Raw genomic sequence first — 20,101 nt, forward strand, 5'->3', positions numbered from 1 at the left:
TATGGCCGTCGTTTCCAAGAAGATTCCCGCTCCCGACCGCGTGACGGTGCGCCGTGCGCTTCTGTCCGTATCCAACAAGGATGGATTGATCGACCTCGCGCGCGACCTCGTCGGGCGCGGCGTCGAACTGGTTTCGACGGGCGGCACGCGCAAGGCCATCGCGGATGCAGGGCTCCCGGTCGTCGATGTTGCCGAGGTGACCGGGTTTCCGGAAATCATGGACGGGCGCGTGAAGACGCTTCACCCGTCCGTGCATGGCGGATTGCTCGCCGTGCGCGACGATCCCGAGCACCTCGCCGCGATGGAGGCGAACGGGATCATGCCGTTCGACCTCGTGGTCATCAATCTTTACCCCTTCGAGGCGGTGGTCGCGGCGGATTCGGATTATCCGACCACCATCGAGAATATCGATATCGGCGGTCCGGCGATGGTGCGCGCATCCGCGAAGAACCACGCCTATGTCGCCATCGTCACCGATCCGGCGGATTACGGCGAAGTGACCGCCATGTTGGAAGCCAATGACGGCGCAACGACGCTCGACGAGCGCAAGCGGCTGGCCGCCAAGGCGTTCCAGCGCACCGCCAGCTATGACGCGATGATCTCCTCCTACATGGCGGAGCAGCTTTCGCTTCCGCCCGTCAGCCGCAACCATGCGACCGGCGGCACGCTTTCGCTCGCCATGCGCTATGGCGAAAATCCGCATCAGGCGGCGGGGCTCTATCTCACCGGCGAAAAGCGCCCGGGCGTCGCCACCGCCACCCTTCTGCAGGGCAAGGCGCTCTCCTACAACAACATCAACGACACCGACGCGGCCTATGAACTCGTCAGCGAGTTCGACCCGGCGAAACCGGCCGTCGCCATCATCAAGCACGCCAATCCGTGCGGCGTCGCGACCGGCGACACGCTGGCCGACGCCTATCGCAAGGCGTTTTCCTGCGACCAGACCTCGGCCTTCGGGGGCATCGTCGCGCTGAACGGCACGCTCGACGCGGAAGCCGCCGAGGAGATCGTGAAGATCTTCACCGAGGTGATCATCGCGCCGTCCGTCACCGACGAGGCGGCGGCGATCGTCGCGGCGAAGAAGAACCTGCGCCTCCTGACGGCGGGCACGCTCGCCGATCCGCGCGCCGGCGGCGTCTTGGTGAAATCGGTTGCGGGCGGCTTCCTCAAGCAGGAGCGGGACAACGCGGTCGTCGATGATCTCGATCTGAAATGCGTGACCAAGCGCCAGCCGAGCGAGGCGGAACTCGCCGACATGAAATTCGCCTTCCGCGTCGCCAAGCACGTCAAGTCGAATGCCATCGTCTATGTCCGTGATGGCGCGACCGTCGGCGTCGGCGCCGGCCAGATGAGCCGTGTCGATTCCGCACGCATCGCCGCGCGCAAGGCGGAGGACGCGGCCGAGGCGCTCGGCCTCGCCGAGCCGCTGACGAAAGGTTGCGTGGTGGCGTCGGACGCCTTCTTCCCCTTCGCGGACGGGCTTCTCTCCGCCGTCGAGGCGGGCGCGAAGGCGGTTATCCAGCCGGGCGGTTCGGTGCGCGACGACGAGGTGATCGCCGCTGCCGACGAGCACGGCATCGCCATGGTCTTCACCGGCGTCCGCCATTTCCGGCACTAGTGCAATTCAGGTCTGGATTGAAACACCTGCATCGGAATGCGCTGGCGCCGGTCAGGTCCGCGAGCGGACCGGGATCAGTAGCAGCATTCCAAGAACGAACAGGACGAGGATCGGCGTTATGCCGATCCGCTGGCTGTCGAAGGCGACGGTGACGACGCCGATCGACCATGGTGCCAGAAAGGCCGTGGCGCGGCCGGATAGCGCGTAGAGGCCAAAGGCTTCGCCGATGCGGTCCGGTGTCGTCTGATCGACGAGAAGAGGTCGCGACGATGCCTGCAGCCCGCCGCCTGCCGCGCCGATCAGCGCGCCGGCCAGATAGAAAGCGATGTCCGGGGCGCTCGACCCTTCCGCGACCGGCATGAACAGGATCTGCGTGTCCGTGATCGAGATGACCAGCGCGCTGGCCGCGATCAGCACGAGGATATTCACGATGACCACCGTCTTCGTGCCGATGCGGGTGTCCGCCCAGCCGGAAAGAATGCTGCCGCCGATGCCCGTCACGCTCGCCAGGATGCCGAAGACGCCGAGTTGCAGTGTCGTCCAGCCGATCACGCCGACGGCGTAGATGCCGCCGAAGGTGTAGAGGCCGTTCAGGGCGTCGCGGTAGATCATGCTCGACACCAGAAAGGAGAACAGGCTCTTTTCCTTCGAGATGTTGCGGACCGTTCGCCAGAGGTCCGCGAGCCCGTCGCGCACGGCGCCCGCGATGCGTTCTCGCCTTGGCGCGTCAGGGGTGAACAGGAACAGCGGAATGACGAAGATGACGTACCAGATGGCGGTCAGCGGGCCGGAGGCGCGGTCGCCTTCGAGCTGCGTCGCGTCCAGACCGAAAATCGGTGTCAGTCCGATCAGCGTCTTGCCGGATACCGGGTCGGCGACCATCAACAACAGCATGGCAATCAGGCAGATCAGCCCGCCCGCATAGCCGAGCGCCCAGGCGTTGCCCGACAATCCGCCGAGTTTCTCGCGGTCGACGAGGCCGGGCATCATCGCGTTGTTGAAGACGGCGGCGAATTCGAAGCCGATCAGGGCGACCACGAAAGCGGCGAGTCCGAGGACAATCGTAGATTGGCTGGCGTCGGGCGGAACGAACCAAAGCGCGAAAACGCCGAGCACGGCGAGCACCGAGAAGCCGAAGATCCAGGGTTTTCTGGGTCCGGTCGCGTCCGAGATGGCGCCAAGGATCGGCGAGAGGACCGCGATGAAGAGCCCGCCGAGCCCTGCCGCAAAGCCCCACATCGCCTGGCCCTGGGTCGCGTCGGGCGCGACCTGCGCGGCGAAATAGGGTGCGAAGACGAAGGTGATGACCAGGGTGTGGAAGGGCTGCGCCGCCCAGTCGAAGAACATCCAGCCGAGGATGCCCTTGCGGGAGACGGACGGCGAGGCCGCCGCCGACTTGTCATCGGAAACCGGCACGGTCATCGCCGTCGAACTCCTGTCGTCATGAAACGAGGTCCGCGAGAAGGCCGGCGGCGACCGTCAGGCGCGAGACCGTGAGGCCGCCCGATGTCGTCATGTCGCCGATGCGGTCCTGGACGCGCGCGATGCGCAACTCGTTGGTGTCGTGCCATTCGGCCACCGCGTCGCGCGCCGATTTCTTCTTGCCGGCGGCCGCGAGCGCCGCATTGGTGATCGAGATACGCGCGGAGTAGATATTGTCGAGCGCCCGGTTCTGCGCCAGCCCGTCGAAATAGTCGTCGGTCGATAGGTCGTAGGCGAGCCGTTCGAGACGGCCGATCCGGAACATCTCGGTGACGGCGAACATCGCATCGACCGAATCGAGGACGGAACGTCCGGAGACCCGCGAGACGCTGAGAATATCCGGCGTCATGGCGAGGATCGGCATCAGCGCGATCTTCCTCGCGACCGCTTCGGAGAGCCCGGCATCCTTCATGGCCTGCTGGCGTTCCCCGACCCAGTCGACCAGATAGGCCGGCATCACCGAAGGCAGTTTCGGCTCCAGCACCTTGGTCGCGTCGCGCAGCGCGGTGACGGACCCCTCGATCGGCGCATGGCTTTCGCCGGTCTTGATGAAATGCCCGGTCGCCTGGCGCAGCGCGTTGCCGAGTTCCTCGTAGATGGCAATCTGGCGTTCGCCGGATATCTTGTTGTCGAGCGCGTCGACGGCGGCATAGAGCGGTGGAAAGCCATAGCCGTCGCGCACGGCGACATGCGCGCGCACGATACCGCTCGGCAGCATGCCGGTGGCATCCTCGAAACGGCTGATCAGCGACGTGCCGCCGCGATTGATCGCCTCGTTGGCGAGTTGCGTGGCGATGATCTCGCGCCGCAGCCTGTGATTCTCGATCCGCCCGGCGAAGTTCTTCACCATGCGCGGCGGGAAATAGGCCATCAGGTCGCCATGCAGATACGGATCGTCCGGCAGATGGCTTTTGACGAGATCGTCGAAGAGCACGATCTTGGCATAGGAGAGCAGGACGCCGATCTCGGCGCGGGTCAGGCCGCGCCCCGATTTCTGGCGCTCCGCGATCACGTCGTTTTCGGGCAGGAACTCGACGGAGCGGTCGAGCGCGCCGCGTTCCTCCAGATATTCCATCAGGCGCTGCTGCAGCGACAGGATCGACAGGCCGCGCTTTTCGGCGAGCGAAATGGCGAGCGTCTGGTGATAGTTGTTTTCCAGCACCAGCGCGGCGACCGTCTCGGTCATTTCCGCAAGCAGCTTGTTGCGCTTCGGACGCGGCAGGTCGCCATCGTCCATCGCGGGCTTGAGCGCGATCTTGATGTTCACCTCGACGTCGGAGGAGTTGACGCCGGCGGAGTTGTCGATCGCATCGGAGTTGCAGCGGCCGCCATGCAGGCCGTATTCGATGCGCGCGCGCTGCGTCATGCCGAGATTGGCGCCTTCGCCGATGACCTTGGCGCCGACGTCCCGCGCGGTCACGCGGATCGGGTCATTGGCCTTGTCGCCGGCGTCGAGGTTGCTCTCGCCCGAGGCGCGGACATAGGTGCCGATGCCGCCGAACCACAGGAGTTCGGCATCCGCCTTGAGGATCGCGGTCATGATCTCGTTCGGCGAGGCCTTGGTCTTGTCCAGCCCGATCGCGTCGGCGGCCTGTTTCGACAGCGTGATCGACTTCTGGGAGCGCGGGAAGATGCCGCCGCCCTTCGAGAGTTTCGAGGTGTCGTAGTCCTGCCAGCTTGACCGGCCGAGCGCGAACATGCGCTGGCGCTCCGCGAAACTCGATGCGGGGTCCGGATCGGGATCGATGAAGATGTCGCGGTGGTCGAAGGCGGCGATCAGACGGATCTGCTCGGACAGGAGCATGCCGTTGCCGAACACGTCGCCGGACATGTCGCCGACGCCGACCACGGTGAAGGGCTCGGACTGGATGTCCTTGTCCATCTCGCGGAAGTGCCGCTTGACCGCTTCCCAGGCGCCGCGCGCCGTGATGCCCATCTTCTTGTGGTCGTAGCCGGCCGAGCCGCCCGAGGCGAAGGCGTCGTCCAGCCAGAAACCCATCTCCTGCGAGATCGCATTGGCGGTGTCGGAGAAAGTCGCCGTGCCCTTGTCGGCGGCGACGACGAAATAAGGATCGTCGCCGTCGCGGCGGACCATCAGTTTGGGCGGTACGACCGTGTCGCCCTCGAGATTGTCGGTGACGGAAAGCAGGGTCGAGATGAAGGTGATATAGGCGGCGCGGCCCGCCTCGAAGATCTCGTCGCGGCTGCCGCCGGCGGGCAGGCGCTTCGGATAGAAGCCGCCCTTGGCGCCGACCGGCACGATCACCGCATTCTTGACCTGCTGCGCCTTGACGAGGCCGAGCACCTCGGTGCGGTAGTCCTGGGCGCGGTCGGACCAGCGCAGGCCGCCGCGTGCGACGGGGCCGAAACGCAGATGGACGCCTTCGACCTCCGGCCCGAAGACGAAAATCTCGCGATAGGGTTTGGGATCCGGCAGCTCGGCAATGGCGCGCGAATTCAGCTTGAAGGCGAGCGAGGTCCGGGTTTCGCCGTTCGCGCCGGGGCTGAAATAATTGGTGCGCAGCGTCGCCTCGATCACCGTCAGGATGGAGCGCAGGATGCGGTCGTCGTCGATCGACGGCACGTCTGCGAGCTGATCGGCGATCGCGGCCTTGATGTGCTTGGCCGTGACCTCGGTGTCCTCGCCGGGATCCTCGGCGCGGGCCGGGTCGAACATTGCCTGGAACAGGTCGTGCAATTGCCGCGCGAGCAATGGGTGGCGGATCAGCGCATCGGCCATATAGGCCTGCCCGTAAGGCGTGCCGGCCTGACGCAGATAGCGCCCATAGGCACGCAACACCGTCACCTGCCGGCAGGTCAGCCCGGTCGCGAGGACGAGCCCGTTATAGGGATCGTTGTCGCTCTCGTTCTTCCACACCGACAGGAATGCATCCTCGAAGATGACGCCGTCGTCGTCGAGGGGCACGGATTTGCCGGACTGGCTTTCGATCTGCATTTCGTGCAGCCAGACGACGTTGCCGAGCTTGCCGGCGACGTCGATGGCGTAGGTCAGTTCGCTGATGACGCGGAAGCCCATGTTCTCCAGAAGCGGGACGCGCTCCGACAGCGCCACCGGCGAACCGTAGTGATAGATGCGGACGCCGACTTCCTTGTGCGATTGGCCTGTCGGGCGGAAGAAATCGACATCGATCGGATTGGCCGCGGACAGGCGGGCGATGCGCTGCAAATCCTGAACGGCCTGGGCGGGCAGGACCGTGTCCCGGTAGGTTTCCGGGAAATTCGCGTCGCGCAATTCGCGCGTCGCCGGGCTGATGCCCTCGGCCATCAGTTCTTCGAGGAAATGATCCTCCCAGGTGCGGGTGATCGCCTCGATGTCGCTTTCGAGCTTGGCCTGCGCCGGTGTCGGCGTCTTGCCCTCGCGCCGGCCGATGATGAAATGAACCCGCGCCAGCGATCCTTCGGGGAAGGCGGGATAATAGGCCGAGACATGCCCCTTGTAGGCGTCGGCGAGATAATCGGCGATTTCCTCGCGAACCTCGGAATTGTAGCGATCGCGCGGCACGAAGACGATCACCGAGACGAAGCGGTCGAACGGGTCGATCCTCGACAGGACGCGCACGCGCGGCCGATCGGCCAGCGCGACGATGGCGAGCACATTGTCTGTCAGCGTGGGGATGTCGATCTGGAAAAGCTCGTCGCGCGGATAGGATTCCAGCACGTTCATCAGCGCCTTGCCGGAATGGCCGTCGGGATCGAAATGCGAGCGTTTCATGACGCCGTCGATCTTGGAACGCAGATAGGGGATCCGCGTCACCGACCGCGTATAGGCGGTCGAGGTGAACAGGCCGACGACGCGCAACTCGCCCGACAGCCTGCCTTCCTCGTCGTATTTCTTGATGCCGACGTAATCCATGTAGGAGCGGCGGTGCACCTTGGACTTCAGGTTGGCTTTCGCGACGATGAGAATGTCCCTGGAGTTCAGAAACTCCCGGATTTGCGGCGTCGTCGTGACCGGTTCGTCGCCGCGGCGCATGACCCGAACGGTCGGATCGGACAGGATGCCGAGGCCATCCATGTCGGCGCGTTCCAGCTGGCCGCTCTTTTCGCCGCCGACATAGTCGTATTCGCGAATGCCGAGGAAGGTGAAATTGTCGTCGCGCAGCCATTCGAGGAAGGCCAGCGCCTCGTTGGCGTCGGCCTGGGAGACCGGCAGCACCCGGGTCTGCAGATCCTCCATCACGGAGTCCATGCGCTTCAGCATCGCGCGCCAGTCGCGCACGGCGGCCTTCACCTGCCCGATGATGGATGTCAGGTTTTCCTGCAGTGCCTTCGCCGTTTCGTCCGTCAGGTCTTCCAGCATGACGTGAATGACACTGGTGCGGATCGTGCCTTCCTCGGCCGTGCCGGCGGGCGACTGTTCGATGAGCTCGAATTCCGGCCCGTGGTGCTTCACGTCGAAGATCGGATGCACGACGAGGCGGACATGGTGCGACATGTCGTTGATTTCGCCCATCACCGAATCGAACAGGAACGGCATGTTCTCGTTGACGATGGAGACGACGCAGCAATTAGGCGCGCAGGCCGGCGTGACGCGGACGACCGATCCGCCGCGCGCGTGATTCGCCACCGCATCGGCTGTGTGAACCAGTGCCTTGGCCATACAGGACGGATCGACAAGGGCAAGGTCGTCCTCATGCGCTTCCGAGACCAGCGCTTGGACGAGTTTTTTCATTCGGTCATCGGGAGAGCCAAGATGCTCGATGACGGCTCCGATATATTTCTCGACCGCTTTGCTCGCGTTCTTCGCCATTGTCCCCTCCCGTCCGGTTCAAGGCTCTGTACCGCTCTTTTGGGCCGCTACCATAACAAAGCGATTACGGCTTGCAGCACATTTCTTTTTTCGTTCTCGCCGACTTCCGGCAACACCCCCGGTTGCCGGGCATTGCGGCCCGCGATAGTGTCCGCTTGGTTTCAGAGGATCGGCGGTTCGCCATGGCCAACAAGCATCCCGACGACATAAAAAGAGAAGAAGAAGCGCAGAGAACGCTCGAACGCGTCGCCGTCGATTCGGAGCTGCTCGGGCAATCGACCCTGGCGCGAACGGTCAATCGCGCGCGTGCCCACATGGCCGCCGACGATGCCGATCCGAACGATCCCGTCGAGGTCTGGGGCCGCCGGACGGGCCGGGCGCTCGGCCTGATCGCCTTTATCGTTCTCGCCATCTGGCTGGTCGGCTATCTCTCGAGATGAGTGTGGCGCAACGGTCTTCGCGGCCCGCGGTGGTCGCCATTTCGAGCCATGTCGCGCGCGGTTCCGTCGGCAATCGCGCCATCGTCTTCGCGCTTGAATCGCTCGGTTTCCCGGTCTGGTCGGTGCCGACGGTGACACTGCCGTGGCATCCGGGCCACGGGCCCGCGCCGCGCATCGTGCCCGACAACGCGACCTTTGCCGATTTCATGGCGGCGCTCGCCGCCTCGCCGCATCTCGGCGAAGTCGGCGCGGTGGTCACCGGCTATCTCGGTGCGGCCGAACAGGCCCTGCCGGTCTCTGATTTCATCGCCGCCGCGCGCCGCGCCAATCCGGATCTCCTGCATGTCTGCGATCCCGTCATCGGAGATCGGGGCGGGCTCTATGTGCCCGAAGCGGTCGCATCGGAAATCCGCGACGGGCTGTTTTCGACCGCCGATATCGTCACGCCCAACCGTTACGAATTCGCCTGGCTGACCGGCACGCAGGCGGGCGACAATTCGCAGATCATCCACGCCGCCGCCGAACTGGCGGCGCGCCATGTTCTCGTGACCAGCGCTCATTCGATGCTGGCCGGCGGGACCGGCAACCTTCTGGTGAGCGACGGCAAGGCCGTGCTCGCCGAGCACCGCAACATCGACAACCCGCCGAACGGGCCCGGCGACCTGACCGCCGCGCTGTTCCTCGCGCGGTTGCTCGAGGGAGGCGATCCGGAAAAGGCGCTGCAACTGGCGACCGCGTCCGTCTACGAACTCGTCGCGCGGGCATGCAAGCGCGGGGCGGACGAACTGATGCTGGAAACCGACCGGGACAGCTTCGCGCGTCCGATGGCCATGGTGCAACTGCGCCGGCTCGCGACACGGCCGCGCCGCGCATGAAGATTGGTGCGCCGCAACAACTTGAAAGCCCTGCGATCCGGCGCTAATTCGATTTCATGACGAAATTTCCGCAAAAGCTGCTCGACGGCTACCAGGGCTTCCTGCACTCCACCTACCGGAAACGGTCGGACAATTATCGCGAACTGGCCGCCAGCGGGCAGAAGCCGGAGGCGCTGGTGATCGCCTGTTGCGATTCGCGCGCCGCTCCGGAAATCATCTTCGATTCCGGGCCGGGCGAAATCTTCGTCCTGCGCAATGTCGCCAATCTCGTTCCCCCCTATAACGCGGAGGGGCGCTATCGCTCGTCGGTGGCCTCGATCGAGTTTTCCGTTGTCAGTCTCGGTGTCCGCCATATCGTGGTGATGGGCCACGGGCGCTGCGGTGGCGTTGCGGCGGCTTTGGACGAGCGCCGCGAGATGCTCGATCAGGGCGATGCGATCGGCCACTGGATCAGCCTGCTCGACAATGCCATCGAAAGCGTCGCCGGCGGGGAAGGACATGATCCGATCCGTCACATGCATGCCGATCATGCCGAAGAGGCGCATGTCCATTCCGATCACGATCCCCGGCAGACGGCCGTGGAGTGCATGTCTGTGCGCAAATCGATCGAGAACTTGCGGAGCTTCCCCTATATCCGCGAGCGCGAAGCCGACGGGCGGCTGACATTGCACGGTGCGTGGTTCGACATTTCCGAAGGGGTCTTGTGGGTCTACGACCCGGACGCCGACACGTTCGAACCGGCGCTTGAGCAGTCGGGATTGCGCATCGACAACTGACATCGAAGGAATTCGCGCGGGTAATTCCCTTTGGACCGGAAACGCTCTAGGAACGGCGCGACGGGACAAAGCCAGGAAAGGGGTTTCCGGTGTCGCACATTCCTTTGATGATCGTGCCCTTCATTCTCTACAATCTCGTAATCGCCGGTCTCGCCGGGTTTTCGGGCGGGGATCCGTGGTCGAGCCAGATCCTTTCGGTGACCATGCTGTCCGGTGGCGTTTGGCGGATGGATCTCGGCGAGTCGCTGATCCTTGCCGGCCTTGTCTTCATGTTCTTCGAGATCCTCAAATCGACCCGCACGTCCAATGCCTCGGTGATCGACCACCTTCTGTCGACCTTCGTGTTCGTCGCCTTCCTGGTGGAATTCCTGGTGGTCTCCGGCGCGGCGACCTCGGTGTTCTTCCTTTTGATGGTGATGGCGGCGGTCGACCTGATGGCCGGTTTCTCCGTCTCTATCCGGTCGGCCGGCCGCGACGTGTCGATCGGCTGACCCGTCAGCCGGGATCGGCCTCGAAACCGGCGGCCTCGATACCGGCGACAGCGCAAGCCTCGTCATTGTCGGACGTGTCGCCGGTAACGCCGACGGCGCCGATGATCATACCGTCTCGCTTGACGAGGACACCGCCCGGCACGGCGACGATCTTCCCGCCCGAGACGTTCGACAGGCCTTCGAGAAAATGCGGCCGGGTTTCCGCCTGGGCGTTGAGCCAGCGTGAGCCGGCTCCGACGGCAAGGGCGCCATAGGCTTTCCCGGCCGCGATCTCGAACCGCAGGAAGGACGAGTTGTCCGACCGCTGAAACGCGATCAGGTGGCCGCCCGGGTCAAGCACCGCCGCCGACAGCGGCTTGATGCCCATTTCGCGGCCCTTGGCCAGCGTGGCTTCGATGATCCGGTTTGCCTCGGCGAGCGGTATGGTTGACATGGTACTGGTTCTCTTGGGTTTTTGAGGTCTATTTCATGGGGCGCGGCGTGCTGCCGGGCTTCGACCCTAGCATGGTTCGGATTTTCCCGTTCGTTCAAACAGTTTTTCCCGGAGTGTCGAGAATCGATGCGTAATTTCCAGCTTCCCGGCCGTTCGCCGGTCTTCGCCGAGAACGGTCTTGTCGCGACGTCCCACCCGCTTGCCGCGGCAACGGCGCTGGAAATTCTCAAGGAGGGCGGCAACGCCGCCGATGCCGCCGTGGCCGCCGCCGCGACGCTTGGCGTGGTCGAGCCGCAGATGACGGGGATCGGCGGCGACTGTTTCGCCATCGTCTGCCGGCCGGACGGCGAAATCACCGGGATCGACGGCGCGGGCCGGGCGGCCGCCGGCGCCGCCGCGGACTGGTATGCCGACAACGGGTTCGACACGATCCCGCCGCACTCCGCCCATGCTGTCACGGTGCCGGGCATGGTGCGCGGCTGGGAGACACTTCTGGCGCTGCACGGCACGCTTGGTTTCGACCGCCTCCTGCGCGATGCGATCCGTTACGGCGAGGAAGGCTTTGCCATCGCGCCCCGTGTCGCCTGGGATTGGGCGAAAAGCGCCGAGACGCTCGCGAAAGACGACGGCGCGCGGCGTCATTTGCTGGTTGACGGCAGGACGCCCCGGATTGGCGAACGCCGGCGGGCGCCGGAACTCGCTGGCGTCCTGAAGCGTATCGCGCGCGAGGGCGCCGACGCATTTTACACCGGATCGGTCGCCGCCGAGATCGCGGCGACATTGCAGGCGAAAGGCGGATTCCTCACCGAGGAGGATATCGCCGCGTGCCGGACCTCCGTGGTCAATCCGCTGGATATCGCTTACTCCGGTCATCATCTGCACGAATTGCCGCCGAGCGGGCAGGGCATGGTCGCCATGATCCTGCTGAACCTGCTCGACCTGATGGGGACACGCGACCTGCCGGCGCTCAGCGCGGCCCGGTATCACCGCGAAATCGAGGCCGCGCGCCTCGCCTACAGCGCCCGTGACGCCTGGCTCGGCGATCCGGACACGATGCCGGTCTCGGCGGAGACGCTGATCCGGAAGGCATTCGCCGAAGAGCTTTTGCGGCAATTCGATCCCGACAGGCGCAACAATTCGCTCACCCTTCCGGAGCTCCCGACATCGGACACGGTCTATATCACGGTGGTCGACCGCGACCGCATGGCTGTTTCGTTCATCAACTCGCTCTATGGCGATTTCGGCGCGCAGATCGTCACGCAGGAAACGGGCATCGCGCTGCAGAACCGCGGCAACTGCTTCAACGCCGATCCGTCCCACCCGAACGCGATTGGACCGAACAAGCGCCCGATGCACACCATCATTCCGGCCATGGTCACCCGGGAGGGGCTGCCGGCGATTTCCTTTGGCGTGATGGGCGGACATTTCCAGCCGATGGGTCATGCCCATGTGCTGTCGAACATTCTCGATCACGGCATGGACCCGCAGGCGGCGATCGATCATCCGCGCATGTTCTGGGACGATCAGGGCGTGATCCGCGCCGAAGCTGGCATTCCGGGCGAACTGGCTGCTGAATTGCAGGCAATGGGCCACCCCGTCGAGGCGGCCGTGAAACCGCATGGCGGCGGTCAGGCGGTCGTCATCGACCGCGAAAGCGGTTTCCTGATCGGCGGTTCCGACCCGCGCAAGGATGGTTGCGCGCTGGGTTGGTAATTTCGGCTTACTTGTCCATCGAGTCGAGCTTGCGCTGCATCGCAGCGATCTGCTCGCGCATGGATTTGAGATCGTCCGGCGATGACTCTTCCGATGACGCCTCCTCGGTTGCTTCGCCAGCCGCTTCCGATGCCGCGAAGGGCGAGAACATCTGCATGGCGTTGCGGAACATCTCCATGTTGCGCCGCGTCTGTTCCTCGATCATCTGCTGACCGGACGCCATGATGTCGATCGGGGTCTTGCCGACCATCGACGTCATCTGCTCGCGGATGCGCTCCTGTTCCTTGGAAAACAAGGCCATCGAGTGTTCCAGATAGCTCGGCAGAACCATCTGCATTTGGTCGCCGTAAAAGGAGATGAGCTGCCGCAGCACCGAAACCGGCAGCATCGCCTGGCCGGTCTTGCCCTCCTGCTCGAAGATGATCTGGGTCAGCACTGCGTGGGTCAGGTCCTCGCCGCTCTTGGCGTCGTTGACGATAAAATCCTCGCCGTCCTTCACCATTTTGGCGAGGTCCTCGAGCGTCACATATGTGCTTGTGCCGGTGTTATAGAGGCGCCTGTTGGCGTACTTCTTGATAACGGTCGGCTCGCCGTTTCCTGCCATGACATAGTCTCCCGTTGGCTGCGCCTTATGTCGGCGCATTCCGCATGTGCGAAATACTAGTGACAAAATCGGCTCATATCAAAGCGTTTTGTTGCAGTGCAGCCAAAGGCGTAGGAACAAGTGCTATCTAGCGCCCGACGGGTTGGATTTATAAAGGCGGCATTGAGTGTTGCTCGCGAGGCTATAAGATATCCGTACGGTCTGGCGTGAGTCCGGACAATTAACGAGGAGTTCCCCTATGACATCAGTGGTTATTGCAAGTGCGGCGCGTACGCCGGTCGGATCGTTCAACGGCGCGTTTGCCAATGTCCCGGCGCATGAACTCGGCGCGGCCGCCATCCGCGGCGCGCTTGAGCGCGCGGGCGTCGATGCGTCCGAGGTCGATGAAGTCATCATGGGCCAGATCCTGACGGCCGGCGAAGGCCAGAACCCGGCTCGCCAGGCGTCGATGGCGGCGGGCTGCCCCAAGGAAACCACGGCCTGGAACCTGAACCAGCTTTGCGGCTCGGGCCTGCGCGCGGTCGCGCTCGGCATGCAGCAGATCGCCACGGGCGATGCCAGCATCATCGTCGCGGGCGGGCAGGAGTCGATGTCGATGGCGCCGCATTGCGCGCATCTGCGCGGCGGCGTGAAGATGGGCGACATGAAAATGATCGACACCATGCTCAAGGACGGCCTGATGGATGCCTTCAACGGCTACCACATGGGCACCACCGCCGAAAACGTCGCGAAGCAGTGGCAGCTGTCGCGCGACGAGCAGGACGCTTTTGCGGTCGCGTCGCAGAACAAGGCCGAAGCCGCGCAGAAGGCCGGCAAGTTCAAGGACGAGATCGTTCCCTTCACCGTGAAGACCCGCAAGGGCGAGACCGTCGTTTCCGACGACGAATACATCAAGCACGGCGTGACGCTGGACGGCGTCGGCAAGCTTCGTCCGGCCTTCGACAAGGAGGGCACGGTGACGGCGGCCAATGCGTCGGGCATCAATGATGGCGGCGCGGCGACCGTTCTGATGAGCGAGGAGGAAGCGGCGCGGCGCGGCATCACGCCGATGGCGCGTATCGTCTCCTGGGCAACCGCCGGCGTCGATCCGTCCATCATGGGCACCGGCCCGATCCCGGCGTCGCGCAAGGCGCTGGAAAAGGCCGGCTGGTCGATCGGCGATCTCGATCTCGTCGAGGCCAACGAGGCCTTCGCCGCCCAGGCTTGCGCGGTCAACAAGGACCTCGGCTGGAACACGGACATCGTGAACGTCAATGGCGGCGCGATCGCCATCGGCCACCCGGTCGGAGCGTCGGGCGCGCGCATCCTGAACACGCTGCTGTTCGAGATGAAGCGCAGCGGCGCAAGCAAGGGTCTTGCCACGCTTTGCATCGGTGGCGGCATGGGCGTCGCCATGTGCATCGAGCGCATGTGATCGGCATTCTCGAACAATAACGGACTTCGGGCGGAGGCACGCCTCCGCCCGCGATTTCAAGGGAGGACTTTTCATGAGCAAAACAACAATCGTCACCGGCGGATCGCGCGGCATTGGCGCCGCCATTTCCATCGCCCTGAAGGAGGCCGGGTATACCGTTGCCGCCAACTATGCGGGCAATGACGAGGCCGCCGCGAAATTCAAGGCGGAAACGGGCATTCCGGTCTACAAATGGTCGGTCGCCGACTACGACGCCTGCGTCGAGGGTATCGCCAAGGTAGAGGCGGATCTCGGCCCGGTAGAGGTGCTGGTCAACAATGCCGGCATCACCCGCGATTCCATGTTCCACAAGATGAGCAAGGAAAACTGGGACGCGGTGATCAACACGAACCTGTCGGGCCTGTTCAACATGACGCATCCTGTCTGGTCGGGCATGCGGGATCGCAAGTTCGGCCGCGTCATCAACATTTCGTCGATCAACGGCCAAAAGGGCCAGGCCGGCCAGGTCAACTATTCGGCGGCGAAAGCGGGCGATATCGGCTTCACACGCGCGCTCGCGCAGGAAGGCGCACGGGCCGGCATCACGGTCAACGCTGTCTGCCCGGGCTATATCGGCACCGAGATGGTCCGCGCCATCGACGAGGAAGTGCTGAAGTCGCGCATCCTGCCGCAAATCCCGGTCGGCCGGCTGGGTGAGCCGGAGGAGATCGCGCGTTGCGTCGTGTTCCTAGCTTCGGACGATGCCGGGTTCATCACCGGATCGACCATTTCGGCCAATGGGGGGCAGTTCTTCTCCTGATCGAAACGAGCGCCGTGAGCCGGCTTTATATGGCTCGCGGACCACAGAAACTTTTTGTAATGACCGGCATGAAAATGCCGGTCTTTCCATCAATGAGAGGACGGGCGAGTCACCATGGCGGGGCTCGCGGAAGACGTTCCGAAGACATGAAGACCATGCAACGACTCGCGCTGATCCTGCCCGCACTTTTGCTTTTCGCAGCACCCGCGCGCGCGCATGAAATCGACGGGAACTGGTGTTCCGCCGACGGCCGCATGTTGAGCGTTCATGAAGGAACCGCGAGTATTCCGTCCGGCGCGAAAGTTATCGGCGAACACAAGGACCACATATTTCGTTATGTCGGTCCGGCGGAGGATCCGGAGTCGGGACACGATGTGCGGATCCGCATTTTCCACGATGAGGATCTGGTGCTGGAGCGCATCATCGAGGGATCGCCACAGCCTGAAGAACGTTGGCATCGCTGCGGGCCGATTGCTTAGCCTCTAGCTGCTTTCGACTTCCTCGCGCAGCATTTCCAGTTCGAGCCATTGTTCCTCGAGGGCGGAATGGCGTTCGCGCTTTGCTTCGAGATCGGCGGCGATCCGGTTGAACGCGGTCGCATCGCTCGAAAACAGCTTGGGATCGGCAAGGTTCGCCTCGAGGTCTTCAATTTCGCCGCTCAGTTTCTCGATCTCGGCCGGCAGCGTTTCCAGCGCGTATTTCTGCTTGTAAGACAGTTTGCCCTTGCTCGACTGAGACGGCTTTGCCGCAGGCGCGGCCGGCGCTTTCGATGCTGCCGGTTTTGCCTTGGTTTTCTGTGACCGCGCGGTTTCGCCCTTCTGGGCGAGCATGTCGGAATAGCCGCCGGCATAGGCGATCCAACGGCCTTCGCCGGGGCGCGTGTCGTCGGGCGCGATGACCGCGTTGACCGTGCGGTCCAGGAAATCGCGGTCGTGGCTGACCAGCAGGACGGTGCCGGGAAAGCCCGAAACCAGTTCCTGCAGGAGATCCAACGTCTCCATGTCGAGATCGTTGGTCGGCTCGTCGAGGATCAGCAAGTTGGCTGGCCGGGCCAGCGTGCGGGCGAGAATGAGGCGTGCCTTTTCGCCGCCGGACAGTTCGCGAACCGGCGTGCGCGCCTGTTCCGGTTTGAACAGGAAGTCCTTCATGTAGGAGACGACGTGCTTCTGCTCGCCATTGACGATGAGCGACTGGCCGCGTCCGTCGGTCAGGAAATGCTCCAGCGATTCGTTCGGATCGAGCGCGTCGCGGCGCTGGTCGAGGACGGCCATGTCCAGATTGGCGCCATGGCGCACGGTTCCCGTGTCCGGCTTCAGGTCGCCCGTCAGCAGGTTGACCAGCGTGGTTTTCCCCGCACCGTTCGGGCCGATGAGACCGATCCGGTCGCCGCGATGGACACGCAACGAAAAATCGCGGACGAGCGACTTCTCGCCAAATGCCTTCGAGATATCCTTCGCCTCGATGACCAGCTTGCCGCTTTCCCGCGTCTCGGACGCCGCGAGCTTGGCCGTCCCCTCGGGCGACTGGTGCTCGCGAAATGATTTGCGCAAGTCCGACAGTTCGCCCAGCCGGCGCATGTTGCGCTTGCGGCGGCCGGAAACGCCATGCGTGACCCAGTGTTCCTCGCGCACGATCTTGCGGCCGAGCTTGTGGTGCTCGCGCTCCTCCTCCTCGTAGACCTTGTCGCGCCAGTCCTCGAAGGCGGCAAAGCCCGCGCCGTTCTCGCGAAGTGTCCCGCGATCTAGCCAAAGCGTCTTGCGAGACAGTTTTTCGAGGAAGCGGCGGTCGTGCGAAATCAGCACGATCGCGGACCGCGACCGGCCGAGTTCGTCTTCCAGCCATTCGATCGCCGGCAGGTCCAGATGGTTCGTCGGCTCGTCCAGAAACAGGATGTCGGGCTCCGGCGCCAGCGTGCGGGCAAGCGCCGCGCGGCGCATCTCGCCGCCGGACATCGCTTCGGGCGAGCGGTCGGCATCGAGCCCCAATTCGCCCAGCAGGTAGTCGACGCGGAACGGGTCGTCGAGCGGGCCGAGTTCGGCGCGCGCATAATCGCCCACGGTCGGGAAACCGGAAAGGTCCGGATCCTGCGGCAGGTAGCGGATCGTGGCGTTCTTCTCGGTAACGACATCGCCGCTCGTCGCGTCAAAAAGCCCGGCGGCGATCTTCAGCAAAGTCGATTTGCCGGACCCGTTGCGGCCAACCAGCGCGAGGCGGTCGCCGGCATGAACCGAAAACGAGATCTCGGAAAAAAGCGGCGCGCCGCCGAAGGTCAGTGTCAGGTTTTCAGCGCGCAGTAGCGGAGGGGAAATGGCCATCGTCAACCCGTTGGAGCTTGCGCCTTCTCGGACGGGCAGCAGTAAAAATCAAGGGTGTCAAAAAAGCAGAAGCCGTGGCGCGTGCAATGACGCGCCACGGCTTCAGACTGAGGTCAGGCCAGGTCTTACGGGCAAGCCGCGATGAAGACCGAACCGTCCGGACGCTGGTAACGGCACTGGCCGTTGGACGAGCGGCCGAGCAGGTAACCACCAACGCCGCCGATGAAGGCGCCGATCGCGGCTCCGCCGATCTTGCCGGTGGTTGCAGCGCCGATTGCGCCGCCGATCAGGGCACCGCCGGTGGCGGTCTGTTCGGCCGTGGTGCAGCCAGCGAGTGAACCGATAACCGCGAGCACGGCAATGGATTTTGCAACTTTCATTGGGCGATCTCCTTTTTTCCCGCCATACGATAGCCAGTCGAAAACAGCTTTAGTGTGACAAATGTCACATCTGAACCAGCGAATTGTCAAACCGACCGATCGCCGCAGCACTGCCTTCCGATAGCAGAATTTCCAAGTCGTCGCCAGAAACATTGGAAAGCGTCCAAGTCGATCCGAATGGAACGTTAACGCTATCCAAAGGCCATTTCGCGCTTTTGACCGTCAATCCCGCCATGAACGTGAAACCCACAACCGAGAAAAGGGTTCCATGCGGCCAGTCGGGAAAAAGCGATTGTCCGGGCTTCAGCGGGATTGCCTCCTCGTCGCCCGATGTCAGCATGATGGTCAGATCCGGCTCTTGCAGGGCCAGCGCGGTTGCGATCGCGAGGTTGAAGAAGGCGTGATCGCTCCGTTCGCCGCCCAGCGCGCCGACGACGACGATTTCGCGTGCGCCCTGATCCAGCGCATGGCGAATCGCGATATTGCCATCGGACACGGCCTTTTCGGCGGGATGGGAATCGCGTGGCACGCCGGCATGGCGTGCGCTGAGGTCGTCATCGACCGAATCGAAATCGCCCAGCCACATTTCCGGCGTCAGCCCGAGGCTTTCCGCGTGACGGATACCGCCATCGGCCGCGAGAACACGGCAGCCTTCCAGCTGTGCGCGCAGCCTGGCGGTCGGGCGCAATCGGCCGTCGAGAAGGATGGCGAAACGGTTCGAAGATCGTCTGGTCATGGCCAAGCACTACCCAAGCTTTGCGGAACCGCCAAGCGGCAATCGGTGTTTGCCTCTTGAAGGCCGGCGGTTCGCATTCTACAAAGGCCTCGCTCTAACGGGGTGCTGCCACGGCAGCTGAGAGGCGAAAGCCAACCCGTCGAACCTGATCCGGTTTGCACCGGCGTAGGGATTAGACGCCTCTATCCGCATAGACGGACAACGCGCCTCGATCCCCATTCGAACCAAGGAGGTGCGTGATGCACAGAACGTCGATCATTCTTGCCGCCGCAGCGTCGCTCGCGGCAACCGTCTTTCCTTCGCAGGCCGAGGGAACGCTAACGGTCTATACCTATGAGAGCTTTACCGCCGAATGGGGCCCCGGCCCGAAAATCGAGACCGCCTTCGAGGCGCAATGCGGTTGCGACGTCGAATTTGTCTCGGTCGCCGACGGCGTCGCCCTTTTGAACCGGCTGCGGCTCGAGGGCGGCAGCACAGATGCCGATATCGTGCTCGGACTCGACACGAACCTCACCGCCGAAGCCCGCGAGAGCGGATTCTTCGCGCCGCACGGCATCGACACGCAAGCCGTTACTGTTCCAGGCGGCTGGAGCGACGACACCTTCGTCCCGTTCGACTACAGCTATTTCGCCGTCATCTACGACACGCAGGCCATCGCGGAGCCGCCGCAAAGCATGGAAGAGTTCCTTTCGGGCGATTACGGCAAGATCGTCGTTCAGGATCCGCGGACGTCCACGCCGGGCCTCGGCCTGATGCTGTGGATCAGGAAACTCTATGGCGACGACGCCCCGGAAGCCTATGAGCAGCTGAAGGAAAGCGTGCTGACCGTGACGCCGGGCTGGTCGGAATCCTACGGCCTGTTCACGTCGGGCGAAGCCCCCATGGTGTTCTCCTACACCACGTCGCCGGCCTATCACATGATCGCCGAGGAAACGGACCGCTATCGGGCGGCGGCCTTCTCCGAAGGTCATTACCTGCAGATCGAGGTCGCCGGACAGACCAAGAAGGGGGCGGACAATCCGCTCGCCGCCGAGTTCCTCCAATTCATGATCAGCCCCGCGTTCCAGGATGTCATTCCCGAAACGAACTGGATGCTGCCCGCCGCGCCGACCTCCGAACCGCTGGACGAGGCCTTCGGCAAGCTGGTGGAACCGGCGCAGGCGCTGCTTTTTACGCCGGAGGAAGTCGCCGAGAACCGCAAGGACTGGGTCGATGAGTGGCTCGAGGCGATGAGCCGGTAGTTAGCCCCGATGT

The 20,101-nt window shown here is 63.8% G+C and carries 17 protein-coding genes and 1 riboswitch; of the genes, 10 read left to right on the plus strand and 7 right to left on the minus strand.

Going from position 1 to position 20,101, the window contains the following annotated elements:
* Position 1: 1 nt before the first annotated feature.
* The gene (purH, locus tag ACQK2M_RS04555; RefSeq protein ID WP_425416818.1) at positions 2 to 1,618 is read left to right on the plus strand and encodes a bifunctional phosphoribosylaminoimidazolecarboxamide formyltransferase/IMP cyclohydrolase; all 1,617 of its coding nucleotides are present in this window, start codon (positions 2 to 4) and stop codon (positions 1,616 to 1,618) included.
* A gap of 51 nt (positions 1,619 to 1,669) precedes the next feature.
* On the opposite strand, the gene ACQK2M_RS04560 is transcribed toward purH, so the two are convergent.
* Both ACQK2M_RS04560 and ACQK2M_RS04565 read right to left on the minus strand, forming a co-directional pair.
* On the minus strand, positions 1,670 to 3,040 hold the full coding sequence (locus ACQK2M_RS04560) for an MFS transporter (protein ID WP_425416819.1): 1,371 nt from the start codon (positions 3,038 to 3,040) through the stop codon (positions 1,670 to 1,672).
* A 19-nt stretch (positions 3,041 to 3,059) separates the two neighbouring features.
* The gene (locus ACQK2M_RS04565; RefSeq protein ID WP_425416820.1) at positions 3,060 to 7,871 is read right to left on the minus strand and encodes an NAD-glutamate dehydrogenase; all 4,812 of its coding nucleotides are present in this window, start codon (positions 7,869 to 7,871) and stop codon (positions 3,060 to 3,062) included.
* A 182-nt stretch (positions 7,872 to 8,053) separates the two neighbouring features.
* On the opposite strand from ACQK2M_RS04565, the gene ACQK2M_RS04570 reads away from it, so the two are divergent.
* The 4 genes from ACQK2M_RS04570 (at position 8,054) to ACQK2M_RS04585 (ending at position 10,453) form a co-directional block, all read left to right on the plus strand.
* The gene (locus ACQK2M_RS04570) at positions 8,054 to 8,311 is read left to right on the plus strand and encodes a hypothetical protein (RefSeq protein ID WP_425416821.1); all 258 of its coding nucleotides are present in this window, start codon (positions 8,054 to 8,056) and stop codon (positions 8,309 to 8,311) included.
* Positions 8,308 to 9,186 (plus strand): pyridoxal kinase PdxY, encoded by an 879-nt coding sequence (pdxY, locus tag ACQK2M_RS04575; RefSeq protein WP_425416822.1) that lies wholly within the window; start codon positions 8,308 to 8,310, stop codon positions 9,184 to 9,186. Before ACQK2M_RS04570 ends, pdxY begins: the two co-directional genes overlap by 4 nt.
* A gap of 56 nt (positions 9,187 to 9,242) precedes the next feature.
* On the plus strand, positions 9,243 to 9,962 hold the full coding sequence (locus tag ACQK2M_RS04580; RefSeq protein ID WP_425416823.1) for a carbonic anhydrase: 720 nt from the start codon (positions 9,243 to 9,245) through the stop codon (positions 9,960 to 9,962).
* 107 nt (positions 9,963 to 10,069) lie between these two features.
* On the plus strand, positions 10,070 to 10,453 hold the full coding sequence (locus tag ACQK2M_RS04585; RefSeq protein WP_425419978.1) for a hypothetical protein: 384 nt from the start codon (positions 10,070 to 10,072) through the stop codon (positions 10,451 to 10,453).
* A gap of 4 nt (positions 10,454 to 10,457) precedes the next feature.
* On the opposite strand, the gene ACQK2M_RS04590 is transcribed toward ACQK2M_RS04585, so the two are convergent.
* Complete coding sequence (locus ACQK2M_RS04590; RefSeq protein ID WP_425416824.1) at positions 10,458 to 10,886, minus strand: GlcG/HbpS family heme-binding protein; 429 nt, start codon at positions 10,884 to 10,886, stop codon at positions 10,458 to 10,460.
* Positions 10,887 to 11,012: 126 nt separating this feature from the next.
* Here ACQK2M_RS04590 and ggt point away from each other — a divergent pair, with 126 nt between their 5' ends.
* Entirely contained in the window at positions 11,013 to 12,599 is a 1,587-nt protein-coding gene (ggt, locus tag ACQK2M_RS04595; RefSeq protein WP_425416825.1) for a gamma-glutamyltransferase, read from the plus strand.
* Positions 12,600 to 12,606: 7 nt separating this feature from the next.
* On the opposite strand, the gene phaR is transcribed toward ggt, so the two are convergent.
* On the minus strand, positions 12,607 to 13,203 hold the full coding sequence (phaR, locus tag ACQK2M_RS04600; RefSeq protein WP_223477326.1) for a polyhydroxyalkanoate synthesis repressor PhaR: 597 nt from the start codon (positions 13,201 to 13,203) through the stop codon (positions 12,607 to 12,609).
* Positions 13,204 to 13,441: 238 nt separating this feature from the next.
* On the opposite strand from phaR, the gene ACQK2M_RS04605 reads away from it, so the two are divergent.
* From ACQK2M_RS04605 to ACQK2M_RS04615, 3 genes are all read left to right on the plus strand, one after another.
* The gene (locus ACQK2M_RS04605) at positions 13,442 to 14,617 is read left to right on the plus strand and encodes an acetyl-CoA C-acetyltransferase (RefSeq protein ID WP_223477325.1); all 1,176 of its coding nucleotides are present in this window, start codon (positions 13,442 to 13,444) and stop codon (positions 14,615 to 14,617) included.
* Positions 14,618 to 14,690: 73 nt separating this feature from the next.
* The gene (phbB, locus tag ACQK2M_RS04610; protein WP_425416826.1) at positions 14,691 to 15,416 is read left to right on the plus strand and encodes an acetoacetyl-CoA reductase; all 726 of its coding nucleotides are present in this window, start codon (positions 14,691 to 14,693) and stop codon (positions 15,414 to 15,416) included.
* 59 nt (positions 15,417 to 15,475) lie between these two features.
* Positions 15,476 to 15,895 carry a hypothetical protein gene (locus tag ACQK2M_RS04615; RefSeq protein WP_425416827.1) on the plus strand — a complete coding sequence of 140 codons (420 nt, stop codon included), beginning with the start codon at positions 15,476 to 15,478 and terminating at the stop codon, positions 15,893 to 15,895.
* 3 nt (positions 15,896 to 15,898) lie between these two features.
* Here the strand turns inward: ACQK2M_RS04615 and ACQK2M_RS04620 are convergent, their stop codons facing one another.
* The 3 genes from ACQK2M_RS04620 to ACQK2M_RS04630 form a co-directional block, all read right to left on the minus strand.
* On the minus strand, positions 15,899 to 17,725 hold the full coding sequence (locus ACQK2M_RS04620) for an ABC-F family ATP-binding cassette domain-containing protein (protein ID WP_425419979.1): 1,827 nt from the start codon (positions 17,723 to 17,725) through the stop codon (positions 15,899 to 15,901).
* 131 nt (positions 17,726 to 17,856) lie between these two features.
* Positions 17,857 to 18,111 carry a hypothetical protein gene (locus ACQK2M_RS04625; RefSeq protein WP_223477322.1) on the minus strand — a complete coding sequence of 85 codons (255 nt, stop codon included), beginning with the start codon at positions 18,109 to 18,111 and terminating at the stop codon, positions 17,857 to 17,859.
* A gap of 64 nt (positions 18,112 to 18,175) precedes the next feature.
* Positions 18,176 to 18,847 (minus strand): thiamine diphosphokinase, encoded by a 672-nt coding sequence (locus tag ACQK2M_RS04630; protein WP_223477321.1) that lies wholly within the window; start codon positions 18,845 to 18,847, stop codon positions 18,176 to 18,178.
* An 88-nt stretch (positions 18,848 to 18,935) separates the two neighbouring features.
* Positions 18,936 to 19,036: riboswitch (TPP riboswitch) on the plus strand.
* Between the two features lie 50 nt (positions 19,037 to 19,086).
* Between ACQK2M_RS04630 and thiB the strand changes: the two genes are divergently transcribed.
* A complete protein-coding gene (gene thiB, locus ACQK2M_RS04635) occupies positions 19,087 to 20,088 on the plus strand; it encodes a thiamine ABC transporter substrate binding subunit (RefSeq protein WP_425416828.1) in 1,002 nt (333 codons plus the stop codon).
* The last annotated feature ends 13 nt before the right edge of the window (positions 20,089 to 20,101 follow it).

The sequence above is a fragment of the Oricola indica genome, assembly GCF_965227485.1.
Classification (GTDB): Bacteria; Pseudomonadota; Alphaproteobacteria; order Rhizobiales; family Rhizobiaceae; genus Oricola; species Oricola indica.